This window comes from Micromonospora sp. NPDC049497 (assembly GCF_044465805.1).
Taxonomy (GTDB): domain Bacteria; phylum Actinomycetota; class Actinomycetes; order Mycobacteriales; family Micromonosporaceae; genus Micromonospora.
The window spans coordinates 54,692-74,835 of sequence record NZ_JBITMC010000005.1 but is presented as its reverse complement, the minus strand read 5'-3'; the positions used below and the strand labels follow the sequence as shown (position 1 = coordinate 74,835).

General features: G+C 73.0%; 17 protein-coding genes. 9 read left to right on the top strand and 8 right to left on the bottom strand.

Translation table 11 applies throughout. The annotated features are described in order from the left end of the window. Nucleotides 1–102 precede the first annotated feature (102 nt). The 5 genes from ACIBR0_RS09750 to ACIBR0_RS09730 all read right to left on the bottom strand — a co-directional run bounded on the left by ACIBR0_RS09750 (nucleotide 103) and on the right by ACIBR0_RS09730 (nucleotide 5,627). Nucleotides 103–558 carry a DUF4383 domain-containing protein gene (locus ACIBR0_RS09750; protein ID WP_396713971.1) on the bottom strand — a complete coding sequence of 152 codons (456 nt, stop codon included), beginning with the start codon at nucleotides 556–558 and terminating at the stop codon, nucleotides 103–105. A gap of 103 nt (nucleotides 559–661) precedes the next feature. Beyond that, on the bottom strand, nucleotides 662–2,467 hold the full coding sequence (locus ACIBR0_RS09745; protein WP_396713969.1) for an ABC-F family ATP-binding cassette domain-containing protein: 1,806 nt from the start codon (nucleotides 2,465–2,467) through the stop codon (nucleotides 662–664). Between the two features lie 205 nt (nucleotides 2,468–2,672). Beyond that, the gene (locus ACIBR0_RS09740) at nucleotides 2,673–3,629 is read right to left on the bottom strand and encodes a 4-(cytidine 5'-diphospho)-2-C-methyl-D-erythritol kinase (RefSeq protein ID WP_396713967.1); all 957 of its coding nucleotides are present in this window, start codon (nucleotides 3,627–3,629) and stop codon (nucleotides 2,673–2,675) included. A 147-nt stretch (nucleotides 3,630–3,776) separates the two neighbouring features. Next, entirely contained in the window at nucleotides 3,777–4,646 is an 870-nt protein-coding gene (gene rsmA, locus ACIBR0_RS09735; protein WP_396713965.1) for a 16S rRNA (adenine(1518)-N(6)/adenine(1519)-N(6))-dimethyltransferase RsmA, read from the bottom strand. Nucleotides 4,647–4,727: 81 nt separating this feature from the next. Beyond that, on the bottom strand, nucleotides 4,728–5,627 hold the full coding sequence (locus ACIBR0_RS09730) for a TatD family hydrolase (protein WP_396713963.1): 900 nt from the start codon (nucleotides 5,625–5,627) through the stop codon (nucleotides 4,728–4,730). 100 nt (nucleotides 5,628–5,727) lie between these two features. Between ACIBR0_RS09730 and ACIBR0_RS09725 the strand changes: the two genes are divergently transcribed. Continuing rightward, nucleotides 5,728–6,975 carry a hypothetical protein gene (locus tag ACIBR0_RS09725; RefSeq protein WP_396713961.1) on the top strand — a complete coding sequence of 416 codons (1,248 nt, stop codon included), beginning with the start codon at nucleotides 5,728–5,730 and terminating at the stop codon, nucleotides 6,973–6,975. A gap of 77 nt (nucleotides 6,976–7,052) precedes the next feature. Next, a complete protein-coding gene (locus ACIBR0_RS09720; protein WP_396713959.1) occupies nucleotides 7,053–7,904 on the top strand; it encodes an alpha/beta fold hydrolase in 852 nt (283 codons plus the stop codon). A gap of 56 nt (nucleotides 7,905–7,960) precedes the next feature. Here ACIBR0_RS09720 and metG read toward each other — a convergent pair whose 3' ends face one another. Continuing rightward, nucleotides 7,961–9,763, bottom strand: coding sequence for a methionine--tRNA ligase (gene metG / locus ACIBR0_RS09715; protein WP_396713957.1), 1,803 nt, complete (start codon nucleotides 9,761–9,763; stop codon nucleotides 7,961–7,963). Nucleotides 9,764–9,922: 159 nt separating this feature from the next. On the opposite strand from metG, the gene ACIBR0_RS09710 reads away from it, so the two are divergent. Then, nucleotides 9,923–10,843, top strand: coding sequence for a hypothetical protein (locus ACIBR0_RS09710; RefSeq protein ID WP_396713955.1), 921 nt, complete (start codon nucleotides 9,923–9,925; stop codon nucleotides 10,841–10,843). A gap of 92 nt (nucleotides 10,844–10,935) precedes the next feature. Here ACIBR0_RS09710 and rsmI read toward each other — a convergent pair whose 3' ends face one another. Then, the gene (gene rsmI / locus ACIBR0_RS09705; protein ID WP_396713953.1) at nucleotides 10,936–11,802 is read right to left on the bottom strand and encodes a 16S rRNA (cytidine(1402)-2'-O)-methyltransferase; all 867 of its coding nucleotides are present in this window, start codon (nucleotides 11,800–11,802) and stop codon (nucleotides 10,936–10,938) included. 66 nt (nucleotides 11,803–11,868) lie between these two features. Between rsmI and ACIBR0_RS09700 the strand changes: the two genes are divergently transcribed. The 4 genes from ACIBR0_RS09700 to ACIBR0_RS09685 all read left to right on the top strand — a co-directional run bounded on the left by ACIBR0_RS09700 (nucleotide 11,869) and on the right by ACIBR0_RS09685 (nucleotide 18,873). Beyond that, nucleotides 11,869–13,590: a dolichyl-phosphate-mannose--protein mannosyltransferase gene (locus ACIBR0_RS09700; protein ID WP_396713951.1), complete on the top strand. Its 1,722-nt coding sequence runs from the start codon at nucleotides 11,869–11,871 to the stop codon at nucleotides 13,588–13,590. A gap of 556 nt (nucleotides 13,591–14,146) precedes the next feature. Next, nucleotides 14,147–14,704, top strand: a complete 558-nt coding sequence (locus tag ACIBR0_RS09695) for an HNH endonuclease family protein (RefSeq protein ID WP_396713949.1) — start codon at nucleotides 14,147–14,149, stop codon at nucleotides 14,702–14,704. A gap of 213 nt (nucleotides 14,705–14,917) precedes the next feature. After that, nucleotides 14,918–15,547 carry a hypothetical protein gene (locus tag ACIBR0_RS09690; protein WP_396713947.1) on the top strand — a complete coding sequence of 210 codons (630 nt, stop codon included), beginning with the start codon at nucleotides 14,918–14,920 and terminating at the stop codon, nucleotides 15,545–15,547. A gap of 8 nt (nucleotides 15,548–15,555) precedes the next feature. Further along, complete coding sequence (locus tag ACIBR0_RS09685) at nucleotides 15,556–18,873, top strand: glycosyltransferase (protein WP_396713945.1); 3,318 nt, start codon at nucleotides 15,556–15,558, stop codon at nucleotides 18,871–18,873. Nucleotides 18,874–18,938: 65 nt separating this feature from the next. Here ACIBR0_RS09685 and ACIBR0_RS09680 read toward each other — a convergent pair whose 3' ends face one another. Next, nucleotides 18,939–19,184, bottom strand: a complete 246-nt coding sequence (locus tag ACIBR0_RS09680; protein WP_396713943.1) for a hypothetical protein — start codon at nucleotides 19,182–19,184, stop codon at nucleotides 18,939–18,941. Nucleotides 19,185–19,346: 162 nt separating this feature from the next. Here ACIBR0_RS09680 and ACIBR0_RS09675 point away from each other — a divergent pair, with 162 nt between their 5' ends. After that, complete coding sequence (locus ACIBR0_RS09675) at nucleotides 19,347–19,493, top strand: hypothetical protein (protein ID WP_396713941.1); 147 nt, start codon at nucleotides 19,347–19,349, stop codon at nucleotides 19,491–19,493. Then, entirely contained in the window at nucleotides 19,486–20,142 is a 657-nt protein-coding gene (locus tag ACIBR0_RS09670; RefSeq protein ID WP_396713939.1) for a 4'-phosphopantetheinyl transferase, read from the top strand. The genes ACIBR0_RS09675 and ACIBR0_RS09670 overlap by 8 nt, the downstream gene beginning before the upstream one ends. Nucleotides 20,143–20,144 lie beyond the last annotated feature (2 nt).

Sequence of the window (20,144 nt, the reverse complement as noted above, 5' to 3'; positions counted from 1 at the left end):
TTGCCGGTGTCGGCCGAATCGCCGGAGCCCGACCCGCGCGGTGGTCAGCGGACCACCCGGCGCGCGGGTCGGGCTCGGCGAAGGAACGGGGACCGGGAAGGCTCAGAGCACGAGGCGGGCCTTCTGCCAGGCCTCCTTCTCGTCCTCCGTGCCGACCTTGCCGTACATGCCGACCATCAGCAGGACCAGGCCGATCACCATCAGCACGATCACGGTGACGACGCTGAAGTTGAAGATGTTCGCCTCGGTGCGGATGAAGGCCAGGCCGGCCAGGCTGACCGCCATGATGGCGTACGCCAGCCACTGGTTGATCAGCACGTCGAGGTTGCGGCCGATCGCGGTGCCGGCGAGGATCACGCCGCCGAGCAGGATGCTGAGCAGCGAGAAGCCGAGGTTCGTCCCCTGGCCGAGGACCTGGGTGTCGTCCTGGGCGAGGAGGTCGTTCCCGGCGCTCGCGATGACGCCGAGCCCGCCGAAGGCCACCAGGTACAGACCGGTCAGCCCGCCGATCGCCCGGTAGATCGGCCGCGCGGGGTGGTTCACGGGGGTGTGGGCCATGTCTGAGTCTCCAACGCCGTTCGGGTGAGGGGTCGGGCACGATTGTCCCGCATGTCGAGGTGTGACGCCGCACACGGGCCCCCAGCCCGGCGCCACCGCCGGATCAGACCGGCGGGATCTCGTCGGCGAGCGCCAGCCAGGTCTCCTCGGTGCGTTCCCGCTCGGCGCGTACCTCCTTGAGCTGCGCGTCGAGGTCGGCGACCTTCGCGTAGTCGGTGGCGTTCGCGGCCAGCTGGTCCAGCAGCGCGGTCTCCTTCTGCTCCAGCTTTCCGATCTGCCGTTCCAGCCTGGTCAGCTCCTTGCGGGCCTGGCGTGCCTCGGCGGCGGACATGCCGGTGGCGGCCGGCGCGTCCGCCGTCGCGGCCGGAGCCGCCGTGGTGGGTGCCGGGCCGGGCCGGCCGGCCGCGCGGGCCAGGTACTCGTCGACGCCGCCGGGCAGGTGCACCAGCCGGCCGTCGCCGAACATCCCGAACACCGACTCGGTGACCCGCTCGATCAGGTAGCGGTCGTGGCTGGCCACGATGATCGTGCCGGGCCACGAGTCGAGCAGGTCCTCCAGCGAGGCGAGGGTGTCGGTGTCCAGGTCGTTGGTCGGCTCGTCGAAGAGGAGCACGTTCGGCTCGGTGGCGAGCAGCCGGAGCATCTGGAGCCGTCGCCGCTCACCGCCGGACAGGTCGCTGACCGGGGTCCAGAGCCGCCGGTCTTCGAAGCCGAAGACCTCGGCGAGCTGGGCGGCCGAGATCTCCCGGTCGCCGAGCTGCACCCGCCGGGCGACCTCCTCGACGGCTTCGAGGACCCGCAGGTGGCCGGGAAGTTCGCCCAGCTCCTGGGAGAGGAATGCGGGACGGACCGTGGAGCCGACGGCGAACCGGCCGCCGTCCGGGCGGGTGACACCCGCGAGCATCCGCAGCAGGGTGGTCTTGCCAGCCCCGTTGGCGCCGAGGATGGCGATCCGGTCGCCCGGCCCGACCTGCCAGGTGGTGTCGTCGAGGATGGTCTTCGGGCCGGCGTGCAGGCGGACGTGCTCCAGGTCGTACACCTGCTTGCCGAGCCGGGCGGTGGCGAGCCGTTGCAGCGACATGGTGTCGCGCGGCGGCGGCACGTCGGCGATGAGGGCGTTGGCGGCGTCGATGCGGAAGCGCGGCTTGGAGGTCCGGGCCGGCGGGCCGCGCCGCAGCCAGGCGATCTCCTTGCGGAGCAGGTTCTGACGGCGGGCCTCGGTGGCCGCGGCGACGCGTTCCCGCTCGACACGCGCCAGGGTCCACGCCGCGAAGCCGCCCTCGTACGCGCGGACGGCCTGGTCGCCGACCTCCCAGGTGGTGGTGCAGACCGCGTCGAGGAACCACCGGTCGTGGGTGACCACGACGAGGGCGCCCTTGCGTGACAGGAGGTGCTTCGCGAGCCAGTCCACACCGCCGACGTCGAGGTGGTTGGTGGGCTCGTCGAGGATCAGCAGGTCGGACTCGCGGACGAGCAGTGCGGCGAGGGCCACCCGGCGGCGCTCGCCGCCGGACATCGGGCCGATCGGCTGGTCGAGGCCGAGGTGGGGCATACCGAGGCCGTCGAGGATCGCGCGGACCCCCGCGTCGCCGGCCCACTCGTGCTCGGCGCCCATGCTCTCGGCGAGCCACTCGGTGCCGAGGACCACGTCCCGGACGGTGGCGTCCGGGGACAGGTGCAGGGTCTGCGGCAACCAGGCGACGCGCAGGTCACGGCGGTGGGTGACCCGGCCGTCGTCCGGCTCCTCGCCGCGGGTCAGCAACCGCAGCAGGGTGGACTTCCCGGCGCCGTTGAGGCCGACCACGCCGATGCGGTCGGCGTCGTCGAGCCCGAGCGAGACGTCGGTGAGCAGCGGCCCGGCGGCGCCGTAGCCCTTGGACACCCGGTCCAGGTTGACGATGTTGGCCACTGCACCCCTCCCATGATCAAGGCGTCCCGGTGCCGGCGGGCACCTGGGGACGCCTGGCCTTCCAGCGTACGCGCGCCGCGCGGACGCCGACCGACGACCTCGGTGATCATGAAGTCGCTGCGGCGACGGCGCCGACGGGCCAGGCAACAACGTCATGATCGACTGCCCGGGGCGGGTGGATGGGGCCGGGGCGGGTGGAGGGGGGTTAGACGATGCGGGCGCCGGCTACCGGGCCGTGGGCGACGCGGGCCTCCCGGCACACCCCGGCCGCGTCCAGTTCCGCGGCGACCCGATCCGCGTCGGCCTCGTTCGCGACGAGGAAGACGCAGGTGGGCCCCGAGCCGGAGACGAGGCCGGCCAGGGCACCGGCCGACTCCCCCGCCTTGAGGGTCGCCGCCAGGGACGGGCGCATGGCGAGCGCCGCGTCCTGGAGGTCGTTGCCGAGGGTGGCGGCGAGCACCCGGGGGTCCCGCTGGCGCAGCGCGGCGAAGAGCGCGTCGGTGCTGCCCAGCGGCTCACCGGCGGCGCCGGTCTCGCGGAGCCGGTCGAGTTCCGCGTACGCCGCCGGGGTGGAGAGCCCGCCGTCGGCGATGGCGACCACCCAGTGCCAGGAGGTGGGCCGGGCCAGGACCGGGCTGACCGCCTCCCCCCGGCCGGTGCCGAGGGCGGTGCCGCCGTGGATCAGGAACGGCACGTCCGAGCCGAGGTCGGCGGCGATGCCCGCCAGCTCGTCCCGGGACAGGCCGGTGCCCCAGAGCGCGTCGCAGGCGACCAGCGCGGCGGCGGCGTCGGCGCTGCCCCCGGCCAGCCCGCCGGCGAGCGGGATCTGCTTGCGCAGGTGCAGGCGGGCGTGCGGGAGGACGCCCGCGTACCCGGCGAGGGCGTGGGCGGCCCGGATCACCAGGTTGGAGTCGTCCAGGGCCAGCTCGCCGGTGCCCTCGCCCTCCATCGTCAGGGTAAGGGTGTCGCCGCGCCGCGCGGTCAGCTCGTCGTGGATCGAGATCGCGTGGTAGACGGTGTTCAGCTCGTGGTACCCGTCGCGGCGCAGCGGACCCACCCCGAGGTGCAGGTTGACCTTGGCGGGCACCCGGACCTTCACCGGCCCGCTGGCCCCACGCGGCCGCTGGTCGTCCTCGTCGTCCGGTCGCCAGGCCTCGGTCACGGGGCGACGTCCCGCGGGCACCGGCGGATGTCGAACGGCTTGGTCACGGTCAGCTCCTCGGGGGGCGTCGGCGACCGGTCCGTACCGGCCGTCGACCAGGTCCTACGCGTACACGTGCGGTGGGCCCTCGGCGGGCACGGCGCCAGCCTAACCGGCGGTGGGTGCGGGGGCCGGAGCCGACGCGGCGATGGCGGCGAACTGCTCGACGGTGAGGGACTCGCCGCGGGCGCCGGGATCGACACCGGCGGCGGTGAGGGCGGCGGCGGCGCGGTCCGCGCCGCCGGCCCAGCCCGCCAGCGCGGCGCGCAGGGTCTTGCGCCGCTGCGCGAACGCCGCGTCCACCACGGCGAAGACCCGCTGCCGGGGTACGTCGGCGCGGGGCGGCTCGCGGCGGGTGAAGGCGACCAGGCCGGAGTCGACGTTCGGCACCGGCCAGAACACGTTCGGCGGGACGCGGCCGGCGGCGCGGGCGCGGGAGTACCAGGCGAGCTTCACCGACGGCACTCCGTACACCTTGGAGCCGGGACCGGCGACGAGCCGGTCGGCGACCTCCTTCTGCACCATGACCAGGCCGTGCCGCAGGGTGGGCAGCTCGGCCAGCAGATTGAGGACCACCGGCACGGCGACGTTGTACGGCAGGTTCGCCACCAGCGCGGTCGGCGCCGGGTCGGCCAGGTCGGCGGCGGTGATCCGCAGCGCGTCGGCGTGGTGCACGGTGAGCCGGGCGGCGTCCGGGCCGGCGTGCCGGGCGGCGGTCTCCGGCAGGGCACCGGCCAGCGTCCGGTCGATCTCCACGGCGTGCACGTGTGCGGCGACCGGGAGCAGGCCCAGCGTGAGCGACCCGAGGCCGGGGCCGACCTCCAGCGCCACGTCGTCCGGGCTGAGGCCGGCGGCGGTGACGATGCGGCGGACCGTGTTCGGGTCGTGCACGAAGTTCTGGCCGAGCTTCTTGGTGGGTGCCACGCCGAGTCGGGAGGCGAGGTCCCGGATCTCCGCCGGGCCGAGGAGACCGGTCACACCCCGTAGCGTATGCGGACCTCCTGCGGTGAAAGGAAGGGCCCCTTCTTAACGCCTGGCGTTAAGAAGGGGCCCTTCCTTTCACCAGGGGCCGAAGACGCGGTCGCCGGTCGCGGAGAGCGCGGCGCAGAGGGCGTCGAGGTCCGTGCCGGTGGTGGCGGCGAGCGACCGTACGGTCAGCGGGATCAGGTACGACGCGTTGGGCCTGCCCCGGTGCGGCATCGGGGTGAGGTACGGGGCGTCGGTCTCCACCAGCATCTGCTCGAGCGGCGTGACGGCGGCGGCCTCGCGCAGCGCGACGGCGCTGCCGAAGGTGACCGTCCCGGCGAAGCTCAGCACGTACCCCCGGCGGACGCACTCGGCGGCGAAGTCGGCGTCACCGGAGAAGCAGTGCAGGACCACGGTGTCCGGAGCGCCCTCGTCGTCGAGGATCCGCAGCACGTCGGCGTGCGCGTCCCGGTCGTGGATGACCAGGGCCTTGCCGTACCGCTTGGCGATGGCGATGTGCGCCCGGAAGCTCTCCTCCTGCGCGGCCCGCCCCTCGTCGCCGGTGCGGAAGAAGTCCATGCCGGTCTCGCCGACCCCGCGGACCCGGTCGCGGGCGGCGAGCGCCTCGATCTCGCGCAGCGCCTCGTCCAGGTCGGACAGCCGGGGTGCCTCGTTGGGGTGCAGGGCGACGGTCGCGACCACGGCGCCGTACTTCCCGGCGACGTCGGCACCCCACCGGGAGGAGTTCACGTCGACGCCCACCTGGACCAGCCGGTCGACACCGACCCGGGCGGCCACGTCGATCGCCGCCGCCACCGGGTCGTCGGCGGCCCCGCCGCCGGGCACGCCGGCCTCGCTGACCGTGATGTCGAGGTGGGTGTGGCTGTCCGGCACGGGACGGGGCAGCGCCTCCGGCGGGGGCGGGAACTCGCCGGCCCGGCGGGCGGCGCGCTGCTTGCGGGACTCGGTCTGCTCGCTCATCGCGGCAAGCATCACACATCGGGTTTGTCCATCCGGCGGCCATTCCTCGTTCACCCCGCCTACGCCGTACGCGCCTAGCGTCGCCCCGTGAGCGAGCCGAAAGGGTGAGGACGTGACCACCACTCCCCAGGCCAGCGGGTCCGCGGGCGAGCGGACCGGCCTGCACGTGGCGTACGGCGGCGCGGTGTACCCGGCCGAGGAGATCGCGCGCGGCGCGGCGTACGAGTTGTTCAGTGCGGACGAGGTGGCCGGCTTCGAGTGGGCGCCCCGGCCCGGCAGTGCTCTGCCCTGGCGAAGGTTCGTGCACGTCACCGAGGTCACCGCCGTGCACGGGGCGGTGGAGCCGGCCGAGGAGCCGGAGGCGGAACTGCTGGTGCCGCTGCACCGGGAGCGAGGCTGGACGCACGTGCACCAGCTCAGCCAGCAGCCCGGCGCGGCGGGCGACCGGCTGCTGCGCACGGTCCGCGCGTCGGCCACGATCCGGCCGGGCACCCGGATGGTGAAGGTGCTCTCCGCCCGGCAGCTCGGGGGCTACGTACGGGGGTGGCTGCCGCACGGCTTCTGCTACCGGGAGCACGACGTCGCGCACCTGCGTACCCCGGCCGGCACGGCGGTGCTGCGCAGTGACGGCGCGGGCGCCCGGGACGGCACCGATGTGACGTACGCGCTGCGCTGGCGGGCCGCGGACCCGTCCGACTACGACGTGCCGGCCGGCGCGGAGCACCACGGACTGACCCTGCTGGCGCCTCGCGACCGGCTCGGCGCGCCGGTGCTGGGCACCGGTTTCGTGCCGAGCAACAGCCAGCTGATCCCCGAGTTCGTCACCCGGGACTTCGCCGACCTGCCGATGCCGGCGAACGCCACCCTGATCGCCTACCCGACGGACGGGGTGGAGGTGGTGCTCTACACCTACCAGGCCGAGCAGCGCGGGTGGCTGCGCATGGTGGGTCCGCAGTGGCGGCACCTGTTGGCGGCGGTGCCGGGGCTCTCTCCCGACCAGGAGTACGTGCCCACCGGGGAGACGCCCCGCTCGACGCAGCTGGTCGGCGGCTACGCCGGCGGCGAGTACGAGGCGGTGGCGGACATGCCCGGCGGGTTCCGGGTACTGGCGATGACCCGGGCGGCCCGGTACCCGGTCGACTCGGCGGCCCGGCGGGTGCGCTTCGGCCAGTGGCGCGGCGTGCTCTGCCTGGTGCTGCGGGAGGAGGCCGGCTGGCTGCGGCTGCGGCTGTGCCGGCCGGATCCGGAGTCGGTGGCGACCACCGGGGCGCAGTGCCACGAGCGGGGCGTCTACGAGACCTGGGCACCGGGGACGGAGGTGGTCGACGACCGCGTGGTGGACCACCCGTACGCGCTGTAGAACCGCGGGACATATCGGCGGGCGAGGTGGGAATGCGGGCCGCGACCGATCAGGGAGCGCGACCTCGGGAGACACGCATGCCTTTCATCACCGTGGGGACGGAGAACTCCGCGCCGATCGACCTGTACTACGAGGACCACGGGTCCGGCCAGCCGATCGTGCTGATCCACGGATTCCCATTCAACGGGGCGAGCTGGGAGAAACAGACCATCGCCCTGCTCGACGCCGGATACCGGGTGATCACGTACGACCGGCGCGGCTTCGGCAGTTCCGCCCAGCCGACGTTCGGGTACGACTACAACACGTTCGCGGCCGACCTGGACGTGCTGATGACCGAGCTGGACCTGCGGGACACGGTCCTCGTCGGTCACTCGATGGGCACCGGTGAGGTGACCCGCTACCTGGGCACGTACGGCTCGCAGCGGGTGCAGCGGGCGGTGCTGCTCGCCCCGTTGGCGCCGTTTCTGTTGCAGACGGCGGACAACCCGGAAGGGGTCGAGAAGAGCCTCTTCCAGGGCTTCCAGGACGCGATCATCGCCGACCGGTTCGCCTACCTGACCCAGTTCTGCGAGGCGTTCTTCAACTACAAGGAGAACAAGGGCAAGCTGGTCAGCGAGGAGGCGTTCCGGGCGCACTGGGAGATCGGCGCCCGCGCCTCGGCGAAGGGCACCCACGACTGCGTCGACGCCTGGCAGACCGACTTCCGCGCCGACATGACCCGGATCGACGTGCCGGTGCTGATCGTGCAGGGCGACAAGGACGCGGTGCTGCCGTACCCGAAGACGGGCGCCCGGCTGCAGCCGATGCTGCCCGGCAGCCAGCTGATCACCCTGAAGGGCGCTCCGCACGGCACCCCGTGGACCAATGCCCGCGAGGTGAACCAGGCGATCCTGGAGTTCATCGGGTCGCCCACGATGGCCCGCGCCTGACCGCGCCACCGTACGCGCGACGGTCCGGGGGCTGACGCCCCCGGGACCGTCGCGGGTCAGGCGGTGAGGCGGGCCAGCTCCTCGTCGACGATCGACGGGTCGAGCTTGCGGAAGACCGGCTTCGGCGCCGCGAGGGGCCGGTCGACCTCCAGCGGAACCGACTCCCAGCGCGCGCCGACCGTGTAGTCACCGGTCAGCACCGGGTACGCGGGCCCGCCGTCGAGGTCGTCGACCTCCTGCACCACCGGCATCGGCGCGTGCACACCGGTGCCGCCGAGCAGCTCGTGGACCTTCTGCGCCGAGTGCGGCAGGAACGGGGTGAGCAGCGTGTTGGCGTCGCTGACCACCTGGAGGGCGACGTGCAGGATGGTGCCCATCCGCGGCTTGTCCGCCTCGTCCTTGAGCTTCCACGGGGCCTGCTCGGACAGGTAGCGGTTGGCCTCGGCGACCACCTTCATCGCCTCGCCGATCGCCTGCTTCTGCCGGTGCTTCCCGATCAGCTCGCCGACGGTCGCGAACCCGGCCCGGGCCACCGCCAGCAGCGCCTCGTCGGCCCCGGTGAGACCGGCGGGGTCCACCGGCGGGATCGCGCCGAAGTTCTTCGCCGCCATGGAGACCGACCGGTTGACCAGGTTGCCCCAGCCGGCGACCAGCTCGTCGTTGTTGCGCCGGAGGAACTCCGCCCAGGTGAAGTCCGTGTCGTTGCTCTCCGGGCCGGCCACGGCGATGAAGTAGCGCAGCGCGTCGGCGTCGTACCGCTCCAGGAAGTCCCGGACGTAGATGACGACCCGGCGGGACGAGGAGAACTTGCGGCCCTCCATGGTCAGGAACTCGCTGGAGACCACCTCGGTGGGCAGGTTGAGCCGTCCCAGCGCACCCGGCTCGCCGTCCTTCGCGCCCTCGCCCGAGTAGCCGGAGAGCAGCGCCGGCCAGATCACCGAGTGGAAGACGATGTTGTCCTTGCCCATGAAGTAGTAGGCGCGGGCGTCCTTGCCCTCACCGTCGGTGGACCACCACTTCCGCCAGGCCTCAGGGTCACCGGAGCGGCGGGCCCACTCGACGGACGCGGACAGGTAGCCGATCACCGCGTCGAACCAGACGTAGATCCGCTTGTCGCCGCGCTCCCGCCAGCCGTCGAGGGGGATCGGCACACCCCACTCCAGGTCCCGGGTGATGGCCCGGGGCTGGAGGTCGTCCAGCAGGTTCTTCGAGAACCGCAGCACGTTGGGCCGCCAGCCCTCGCGGTCGTCCAGCCACCGCCGCAGCACGTCGGCCAGCGCCGGCAGGTCGAGGAAGAAGTGCTCGGTCTCGACGAACTTCGGGGTCTCCCCGTTGATCTTCGACTTGGGGTTGATCAGGTCGATCGGATCGAGCTGGTTGCCGCAGTTGTCGCACTGGTCGCCGCGGGCGCTGTCGTACCCGCAGATGGGGCAGGTGCCCTCGATGTAGCGGTCGGGCAGGGTCCGGCCGGTGGACGGGGAGATCGCCCCCATGGTGGTCTTCGGCACGATGTATCCGTTGCGGTACATCCCCTCGAACAGCTCCTGCACCACCGCGTAGTGGTTGCGGGTGGTGGTCCGGGTGAACAGGTCGTAGGACAGGCCGAGGCCGCGGAGGTCCTCGACGATCACCCGGTTGTAACGGTCGGCCAGCTCGCGCGGGCTGACGCCCTCGGCGTCGGCCTGCACCTGGATGGGCGTGCCGTGCTCGTCGGTGCCGGAGACCATGAGCACGTCGTGGCCGGCCATGCGCATGTACCGGGCGAAGACGTCGGAGGGAACGCCGAAACCGGAGACATGGCCGATGTGGCGCGGGCCGTTGGCGTAGGGCCAGGCTACCGCGGCGAGAACGTGACTCATGACCAGCAAGCCTAGTGACCCGTCGGGGAGGGCCGCGAACCAATAGGCCGGGCGGGTCGACGGGTCGACCCCGACCGGGTCCGCCATCGGTCCGTTTTGTCGCCGACACGCGGCCTGAGCTGCGGGGCACCCGCCGCGTACCGGTGTGCAATGGTCACCGTGAGTAGCAGACGAGCGGCGCGGGACCACGACGAGCGTCCCACCGGGCCGTCGGCGGGCGGACGCCGGGACCCGGTCGGGCCGCCGGCGCGCGGCGGGACGGTGGCACCGCACCCCCGGCCGGTGCCGGCGGTCCCGCCGGATCGGCCGGTGGAGGCGCCCGAGCCGGAGGCCGCCGTCGAGGTCGAGCCGACGACGGGGGCGCCGGTCGACGCGCTGCCGCGCCGGGCCCCGCTACGCCAGCCGCGCCGGCTCCGCCGTGGGCGTTCCACCGACGGCGGTACGCCCACCGACGCCGACGAGGCGCCGTGGGCACCGATCGAGCAGGTGCACTGGGACGGTACGCCGGTGCGGGAGGAGCCACGCGGGGACCACTGGCTGACCCGGGTCCTGCGGTGGCGGCCCACCCGGCCCGCCCGTCGGGCCCACCCGCCGGATCCACTGCCCGGGCTCGCCGCGTTGGTGGCGCTCAGCCTGGCGGCGGCGTTCTTCGCCTGGGTCAGCGCGGCGCCGTTCTGGCTGGCGGTGGGGCACGCCACGCCGGGCCGGGTGGTCATCGACGACTGCACCGGGGGCGGGCTCGGCCAGCGGTGCCGGGGCACCTTCGTCGCCGAGCGGGAGCGGTTCTTCGCGCACGGCGTCGCGGTCAGCGGAGTGCCCCGGGAGCGGGCGACGCCGGGCGCGACGGTGGCCGCCCGGATGACCGGCCCGGACGGTGCCACCGCGTACGCGGACACCGGCGCGAAGGGGCACCTGCGCTGGCTGCTCGGCCTGGTGACGGTGCTGGGCTGCGCGGTGGGGATCGTCCGGTGGACCGGGGCGGCCCGACTCGCCGACCCGCGGGCCCGCCGCTGGGCGGTCGGCGCCGGGCTGGCCGGCCCGTTGCTGATCACCGTGGGCTTCCTCGCCGCCGCCTGGTGAGCGGTGAAAGGAGGGGCCCCTTCTTAACGCGCTGCGTTAAGAAGGGGCCCTTCCTCTACACCAGGCGTTAAGAAGGGGCCCTTCCTTTCACGTCAGCGGTGTACGACGCCGTAGACGTCGCGGCGGCGCAGCCCGTACGCCGTCGCGGCGTCGGTGATCGCGTCGCGCCGGGACATCCCGGCGGCCTCCCGGTCGGCGACCGCCGCGCGCAACGTGTCGTCGTCGGGGCGTTCCGCGGCGATCTCCGGTGCGCCCGCGACCACCAGGGTGATCTCTCCGCGCGGCTCCTGCGCCGCCGCCCAGTCGGCCAGGTCCCCGAGCGGCTTGCGGACGACCTCCTCGTACGTCTTGGTCAGCTCCCGGCACAGCGCGGCGGGCCGGTCCGGGCCGAACGTGGCGGCCAGGTCGGCGAGCGCGCCGGTGATCCGGTGCGGCGCCTCGAACAGGACCAGCGTGCGTTCCTCGGTGGCGAGGGCGCGCAGCCGGGACCGGCGGCCGCTCGGGGTGCGGGGGAGGAAGCCCTCGAAGCAGAACCGGTCGCTGGGCAGCCCGGACAGCGCGAGGGCGGTGGTCACCGCGCTCGGGCCGGGGGCGGAGGTGACCGGCACGCCGGCGTCCAGGGCGCCCCGGACCAGCCGGTAGCCGGGGTCGGAGACGCTCGGCATGCCGCCGTCGGTGACGAGGGCGACCACGTAACCGCCGACGAGGGCCTCGACCAGTTCCGGCGTACGACGCTCCTCGTTGCCCTCGAAGTAGGAGACGATCCGGCCCTCGACGGTGACGTCGAGGTCCCGGGCGAGCCGGGTGAGCCGTCGGGTGTCCTCGGCGGCCACCACGTCGGCGGTGGCGAGCACCTGCCGGAGTCGCGCGGAGGCGTCGGCGGGATTGCCGAGCGGCGCGCCCAGCAGGATCAGGCGCCCGGTGTCGGACATTTCACCCACGAGTTGGTGCTCCTTCATCGACGTTGGTTCCGGATTCGGGGACGACGGGCGCCACCGGTCACCTTCGCAGCCTACGATCGCCAGGTGACCCAGGCGTCCACAGCGCACAGCGCGGGCCCGGCCGGGCCGGAGCACTCCGGGCCCGACGGCGACGACCCGCAGCGGCCCACCGAGACCACCGCCGGAGATTCCGCCGCATCCGGTGGCGGCGTGCCCGACATCGTCCGGCGCCGCCTGGCCACGGTCGAGGCCCGACTCGACGGACGCTCCTGGCTCGCCACCGGGGTGATCGTCGCGATCGCGGCGATCCTGCGGTTCGTCGGCCTGAGCCACCCGCCCGGCAAGATCTTCGACGAGACCTACTACGCCCGCGACGCGTGGGCTCTGGTCGACAAGGGCGTCGAGTGGAACTACAAGGACGGTGGCCCGTCGTACGTGGTGCACCCGCCGCTGGGCAAGTGGCTCATCGGGCTCGGCGAGTGGGCCTTCGGCTACTCCGACACCGAGCACGGCATCTCGGTCCCCGGGCACATCGTCACCACCGCGCCGGAGTTCGGCTGGCGTTTCTCCGCCGCCCTGGTCGGCACCCTGTCGGTGCTGCTGCTGGTGCGCATCGGCCGGCGGCTGTTCCGGTCCACGCTTCTCGGCTGCACGGCCGGTCTGCTGCTCGCCCTGGACGGCTTCCACCTGGTGCTGTCACGCACCGCGCTGCTCGACATCTTCCTGCTGTTCTTCGTGCTCGCCGCGTTCGGCGCCCTCGTTCTCGACCGGGACTCCCGGCGGCGACGCTGGGCCCGCGCCCTGGACGCCGGGCTCGACCCGACCCGACCCGGCCGGGCCGGCCGCCCGGCCGGCGGCTGGCGGACCTGGCCGTGGTGGCGGCTCGCCGCCGGGGTGCTGCTGGGCTGTGCCTGCGCGGTGAAGTGGAGCGCGCTCTACTTCCTGCCGGCCTTCGCGCTGCTGGTGTTGCTCTGGGAGGTCGGGGTGCGCCGCTCCGCGGGGGTGCGCCGGCCGTGGCGGGACACCGCACTGGACGAGCTGCCCTGGATGGTGGTCGCCGGTCTGCTGCTGGTCGTCACCTACGTCGCCACCTGGTCCGGCTGGCTGCTCGGCGACGAGGGCTACTACCGGGTGCCCGACGCGCAGCGGTGGCCCACGGCCCCGCTCAGCGACACCCCGGTCATCGGTGCGCTGCACAACCTGTACGAGTATCACAAGGCCGCGTACGGCTTCCACTCGACGCTGGACGATCCGCACAAGTACCAGTCGTGGCCGTGGCAGTGGTTGCTGCTGGGCCGCCCGGTCGCCTTCTACTGGTCCGGGGAGGGCGCCTGCGGTGCACCGTCCTGCGCCTCGGAGATCCTGCTGCTCGGCACGCCGCTGCTCTGGTGGTCGTTCCTGCCGGCGCTGGCCGCGCTCGCCTGGCTCGGGCTCGCCCGGCGGGACTGGCGGGCGGGCGCGATCCTGCTCGTCGCCGGGGCCGGGCTGCTGCCCTGGTTCTGGTTCGCCCTCGACGGCGGCCGGACCATGTTCTCCTTCTACACCGCTCCGGCCCTGCCGTTCCTGGTGCTGGCGGTGACCTACGTGCTGGGTGCGATCGCCACGCCGGGCGGGCCACCCGACGACACCACCACCGCGCTGGCGGAGACCACCGCGGACCGCCGGCTGGTCGGCGGGGTCATCGCTGGGGCGTACGTGCTGCTGGTCGCGCTGTGCTTCGCGTACTTCTATCCGATCTTCGTGGCGGAGCTGATCCCGTACGACGAATGGTCGGCACGGATGTGGCTCGACGGCCGCTGGATCTGAGGGGCGGTGACCCGGCGCGGAGGCGGCCCGGCGTGGCCGCCTCCGCCCGGACCGCGACCCGATGGACGACCGGAAAAGGGCCCACACGCTGAAGCGTGTGGGCCCTTTTCACCGTTAGGGCGCGCCCCGATCGCCTGCCACGGGGGAAGCGGGCGATTGAGGCGCGCACGAGCAAGCTTAACCACAGTGCACGACCGGCACAACGGGTCGAGTTGGGTCAGATTTCCGACCGATGCCACGCCGGCCGGAAGGTTTACGTCGGGAAACTGACGGACGGCTATCGCCCGGAAACATGGCGGATCGGCGAAGGTGTCCCGACGATTCTCGACCGCGATCCGGGCTCTCGGGCACGTTCTCCGAACGTATCGACCAATTTCGCTCGCTGGCCATCCACCGTCGGATCAGTGGGAACCCGGCCCGACTGCACTGTCGGCATCCCCCGACGACCGATGGAGTCCGCGATGACCCGCACCCTCCGCTGGATCGGTGGCCTGCTGGCCGCCGTCACCCTCTCGACCCTCGGCCTGACCGCCCCCGCCGGGCCGCCAGCGTCTCGGTGCCGCTGCGCACCCTCATCGCCGACCTGCCGGTCGCGTCCGAGGTTCGCACCGGCTACTCCCGGGACCTGTTCCCGCACTGGATCGACGCCGACGGTGACGGCTGCAACGCCCGGTACGAGGTGCTGATCGCCGAGGCCACCACGGTGCCCTCGGTCGGCTCCGGCTGCTACCTCAGCGGCGGGCGCTGGTACTCCTACTACGACGCGGCCTCCTGGACCAACCCGTCGGACCTCGACATCGACCACGTGGTCGCACTCGCCGAGGCGTGGGACTCGGGCGCCCGCAACTGGACCACCTCGCGCCGACAGGCGTTCGCCAACGACCTCGGCGACGCGCGCTCGCTGGTCGCGGTCACCGACAACGTCAACCAGGCCAAGGGCGACCAGGACCCCACCACCTGGATGCCGACCCACGAGAAGTGCCGCTACGTCCGTGAGTGGACGGCGGTGAAGACCCGCTGGCGGCTGACCGTCGACAGCGCGGAGAAGAGCGCGCTGACCAGCTGGGGCAACTCCTGCTCGAACGTCACCGTCACGGTGACCCACGCGTACTGACCGACGAGGGACGGGTGGCGATATGCGACGGCACTCACCACCCGGACCGTCGGAGACATCGAACCTCCTGCGCCCTTTTGTCATACCTGATCCGGCCGTCACGTTCAGCCTTGCCTGCGCGGTCCTTCCGTATGTTCATCTTCTGTAAGCGCCAGCCGGACCACGATGACAACTTGGACATAAACCACTAATCACCTATCTAGCCTCGTCTGAGTGGCTACTCACACCCATCACGACGAGCCCTCGTCCGTCCTGAGTGGATCGCATCCGGTCCTCCACCCGCCGCTGGCACCGGTCTTCGTCGACGTCACCGGGCGACGGCATCGCCTGGTTCGCCGCTGGGGCCTTCTCGTCGCGTCCGGCTCCCTCGCCTACCTCCCGATCGTCGCCCTCGCCGCCCTGACCGGACCGGCGGTACCGATCGGCGGAACGCCGCACCTCGACGCCGCCCCGACGATGGAGATCGGCGATCAGCCCCCCGCCCTTCCGGGGGCGGTGGTGGCCCTGCCCATCGCTCCGCCGGCGGAGCCCGCCGGCGTCGAGGACGCACCGGGGCCGGAGGGCCGATCGGTCGCGAATCCGCCCAGCCACGGCGAGCCTGACGCCGACACGCTCGTCCCGCCCGCACCCGTTGTCGTCGGACCGATGCCGACACCGCTGCCCGCGCCCGGTCTGACGTCAGCGCCTCCGCCGCCCCGGCCGACCGGTGAGCCCACCGACACACCGTCCCCGACGGCTCCGCCGCCGACGCCGGATCCGGCCGTCACCAGCACCCCGTCCCCGGAGAACTGGACCGGTTCCGTGGTCACGGGCACCACTCTCACCGCTTTCACCGCGAGGTAACCCGCCTGATGCTCTTCTCCACCACACCGACGACCCCCGCACGCCACCACTCCGATCCACCCCGGTCCCGCCTCCGCATCGGCTGGATGGTCTGGACGACGCTTCTCGTCGTCGTGGCCAGCGTGCTGGCCGTGGAGGCGTACGCGAACTCGAAGTTCACCCCCGACCATGTGCGGGAGGTCGGCGACCAGAGCACGGTGCCCGCCGCGATCCTCTCGGGTGGTCCGGTGATCGACACCGTCGACGGACGGGCGACCTCCTACCGGGTGCCCCCGCGCACCATCGCGCTGACCTTCGACGACGGGCCGGATCCGGTGTGGACACCGCAGGTGCTCGACGTGCTACGCCGGCACCGGACGCCGGCCACCTTCTTCGTCGTCGGCTCCCAGGTCGCCCGTAACCCCCGCCTCACCGCACGGATCTCGGCCGAGGGCCACGAACTCGGGGTGCACACCTTCAGCCATCCCGACCCGACCGTGCTGCCCGGCTGGCAGCGGCGGCTGGAGTACGCGCAGACCCAGGCGGCCATCATGAGCACGGCGGGGGTCCGGACCAACCTGCTGCGCTTCCCGTACTCCTCGATGCCCGGAGCGATCGACGACGGCGCGTGGGCGGCCGTCCGGGAGGCCGGTCGGCAGGGCTACCTCACCGCGGTCAACGACGTCGACAGCAGGGACTGGGCCCGGCCCGGCACGGACGCCATCGTGCGGAACATGACTCCGCCCGCCGGACAGGGCGCCGTGGTGCTGCTGCACGACGCCGGCGGCGACCGGGCCCAGACCGTGGCTGCCCTGGACCTCTTCATCCCCGCGATGACCGCCCGCGGCTACACCTTCACCACGATCAGCGAAGGAGTGAACCGGGCCCGGGGAAGGGACGACGCGGCCCCGGCCCCGGCCCTGGCCGGCAACGTACCGGTCGGAACGGTCGACCGGTGGCGGGCCTCAGCGGTCGTGGTGGCGGTGCACGTCGCCGACCTGTTCGTCACGGCGCTGAAGGTGATGTTCCTGGTCGTCGGAGTGCTGATGCTGCTCCGCACACTGCTGCTGTTCGTCCTCGCCGTCCGGCACGCCCGGCGAAGACGGTCACCCCACTGGTCGTGGGGGCTACGCGTCACCGAGCCGGTGTCGATCATCGTGCCGGCGTACAACGAGCAGGCCGGCATCGTCACCAGCGTGCGGTCACTGGCCGGGTCGGACCACCGGGTCGAGGTGATCGTGGTGGACGACGGATCCACCGACGGGACTCCCGACCTGGTGGACGCGCTCGGACTACCCAACGTCCGCGTCGTCCGCAAGCCCAACGGCGGCAAGTCGAGCGCCCTCAACACCGGCATCATGTACGCCCGGCACGAGATCATCGTCATGGTCGACGGCGACACCGTCTTCGAACGCGACTCCGTCCGCCGGCTGGTGCAGCCGTTCGGGGATCCGTCGGTGGGGGCGGTGGCCGGCAACGTCAAGGTGGCCAACCGGCACGGCCTGCTCGGCCGCTGGCAGCACATCGAGTACGTCATCGGGTTCAACCTGGACCGCCGGCTCTACGAGACCCTCGGCTGCATGCCGACCGTGCCGGGGGCGATCGCGGCGTTCCGCCGTCGGGCGCTCCTCGCCGCCGGCGGCATGAGCGACGACACCCTCGCCGAGGACACCGACGTCACGATGGCCGTCCTACGGGCCGGCTGGCGCGTGGTGTACGAGGAGCAGGCCCGCGCCTGGACCGAGGTGCCCGGCACGGTGGGTCAGTTGTGGCGCCAGCGCTACCGGTGGAGCTACGGCACCATGCAGGCGATGTGGAAGCACCGCCGGGCGCTGGTCGACCGGGGTGCCTCCGGCCGGTTCGGCCGCCGGGGCCTGCCGCTGCTCGCCCTGTACGGCGTGCTGCTGCCGCTGCTCGGGCCGGTCCTGGACCTGATGGCCGTCTACGGGCTCTTCTTCCTCGGCTCGACCGAGACGGCGGTGGCGTGGGTGGCGATGCTCGCGCTCCAGGCGGTCACCGCGCTGATCGCTTTCCGGCTCGACCGGGAGCGCCTCGGTTCCCTGGTGACGCTCCCGTTGCAGCAGTTCGCGTACCGCCAGCTGATGTACCTGGTGCTGGTCCGGTCGGCGGTGACCGCGCTGACCGGCACCCGGCTGCGGTGGCGGAAGCTCAAGCGGGCGGGCGACCCGGCCACCGACCCGCGACAGCAGGTCGTCGGCGCCGCCGACCGCGCGGCGGGCCCGGACGGGGCGGGGGCCGGCCGGGACCGGTGGTTCGACGTGCTGCGGGCGGTCGCCCTCGCCCGGGTGGTCGCCTACCACATGTTCGGCGCGGCCTGGCTCAGCCTCGTCTTCCCGGCCATGGGGGTCATGTTCGCGCTGGGCGGCTCCCTGATGGCGCGGTCACTGGACCGGGCGCCGGGCGACGCCGTGAACTCCCGGCTCCGGCGCCTCCTGCCGGCCCTGTGGGCGATGGGCGCGGTGCTGGTGCCGGTCATGCTCTGGCACGGCTGGTCCGACCGTCCGGCGTGGCCGGCATTCCTCACCTGGCTGGTTCCCCTTGCCGAGCCACCGGGCAGCGAGTGGGCCCGGAACGTCACCGGAGTGCTGTGGTACCTGGTCACATACGTGTGGCTGGTGCTGCTCTCCCCCGTGCTGCTCGGCCTCTACCGTCGCTGGCCGGTGCCGACCGTGCTCCTCCCGCTGGCCACCATCGTGCTGCTGCAGACCGCGGCGCCGTCGCTCGGCCGCGTCGTCGTCGACTCCGCCGCCACCGATCTCGCCACCTTCGGTGCCTGCTGGATCGTCGGTTTCGCCCACCGCGACGGCCACCTGCGCCGGCTGCCCGTGGCGGTCCTGATGGTGCTGGCCGGGGCGTGCGCGGCGATGGGGGTCGGGTGGGTGCTCACCCACCCCGAGGGCGGGCTGGACCTGAACGAAATTCCGGTGGCCCAGGCGTTCTACTCCCTCGCCTTCGTGCTGCTGCTGCTCCGGGTCCGGCCCGCGATGGCGTGGCTGGCCCGGGCCCGCCTCCTCGACCGGCTGGTCACCGCACTCAACCGGCGCGCGCTGACGATCTACCTGTGGCACAACGCCGCGATCGCGGTCTGCTTCGTCGTGGGGGACCGCTTCGACGTCTGGCGGATCGGGCAGGTCGGATACCTCGCGGTGGCTCTGGTGATCCTCGCCGCGTTCGTGCTGCTGCTCGGGTGGATCGAGGATCTCAGTGCCGGTCGGCGGCCGAGTCTCGTGCCATGGACGCCACGCGTCCGCCCGGGTAGGACGCCCGACCGGCCGGCTCCGCCTCGGCCCGGCCAGCGGCCCGACCGGGTGGGTGCCGCGAGGTGACCCCCCAATGAGCGGCGCGGGCCGGGACGGACCGTCCGCCGTTCCGGCCCGCGCTCACGTCCGGGTCAGTGCATCCGGCGGGGGCGCGGCAGCCAGCCGATGAACCGGTCCTGCAGGTTCGTGCCCGGCAGGCCCTTCAGGTCCTCGGTGGCGGCGGCCAGACAGGACCCCAGGTAGACCGTGAGCATGGCGCGGTCCACCCCGTACTCGTGCAGCAGCTGGCTGCGTTTGGGCGGGCACGGCCAGTCCTCCCCGCACCGACCACAGGTCCAATCAGGCGTCAGCGGGATGTGGTCGTCCGCTCCGGACAACGAGGAATCCCCACCACCGTTCATCGCGCTCCCCCTTACGGATCCCCACACCGACGCAGGCCGGCCCGGGGTCGAGAGTGGATGGCGCCGATCCCCAGGAGACGCACAGTTCAGCGCGCTGGGACTCTCCGGCGTTACACGGTTGCGGTACGTTGACCGACCATGGCCACCGTTCCGACCCTGACCGTCGACCAGGTGCCGGCCCCGCGCACCGGCCGGCACCTGCCGCACCGGCCGCCCGGAACCGACCCGGTCGGCGTCGGGCGGGCGGGGCTGTCCGCGTACTCCTGGGGGGTTGTCGATGCGTGACCTGCTGCCGCCGGAGGTCGCGGTGGCCGTGGCCGCGGCCGGCGACTGGACCGGCGAGCTGCTCTCCGCCGAGGCTGTCTGCCTGGGCGAACGGGCGGTCGAGACCCGGCGCCGCGACTTCACCGCCGGGCGCGTCTGCGCCCGGCGGGCGATGGCCGCGCTCGGTCTGCCGCCGCTGCCGGTCACGTCGTCGCCCGACCGCTCGCCGGCCTGGCCGGCCGGCCTGGTCGGCACCATCACCCACACCCGCGGCTACTGCGCAGCCGCCGTGGCCCGCGCCGTGGAGGTCCGGTCCGTCGGCATCGACGCCGAGCGGCACAAACAGCTCGACCCGGGGGTACGCCGGTTGATCTGCTCCTCGCAGGAGGAGGAGCACTGTGCACGGCTACCCGTCGGGGTGTCCTGGCCGGTGGTGCTGTTCAGCGCGAAGGAGACCGTCTACAAGGTCTGGCATCCGATCGTGGGCAGCTGGCTGGACTTCCACGACGCGGTGGTGGAGTTGGACCCGTCCTCCGGAACCTTCGTCGCGCGGATCTCACCGGCGAAGGTCGCGGCGGCGCCGGTCGCGGACCCGCCCACGGTGATCACCGGACGGTTCGTGGTCGAGCCGGAGATGGTACGCACGGCCGCCGTGCTCCGACACCGCTGAGC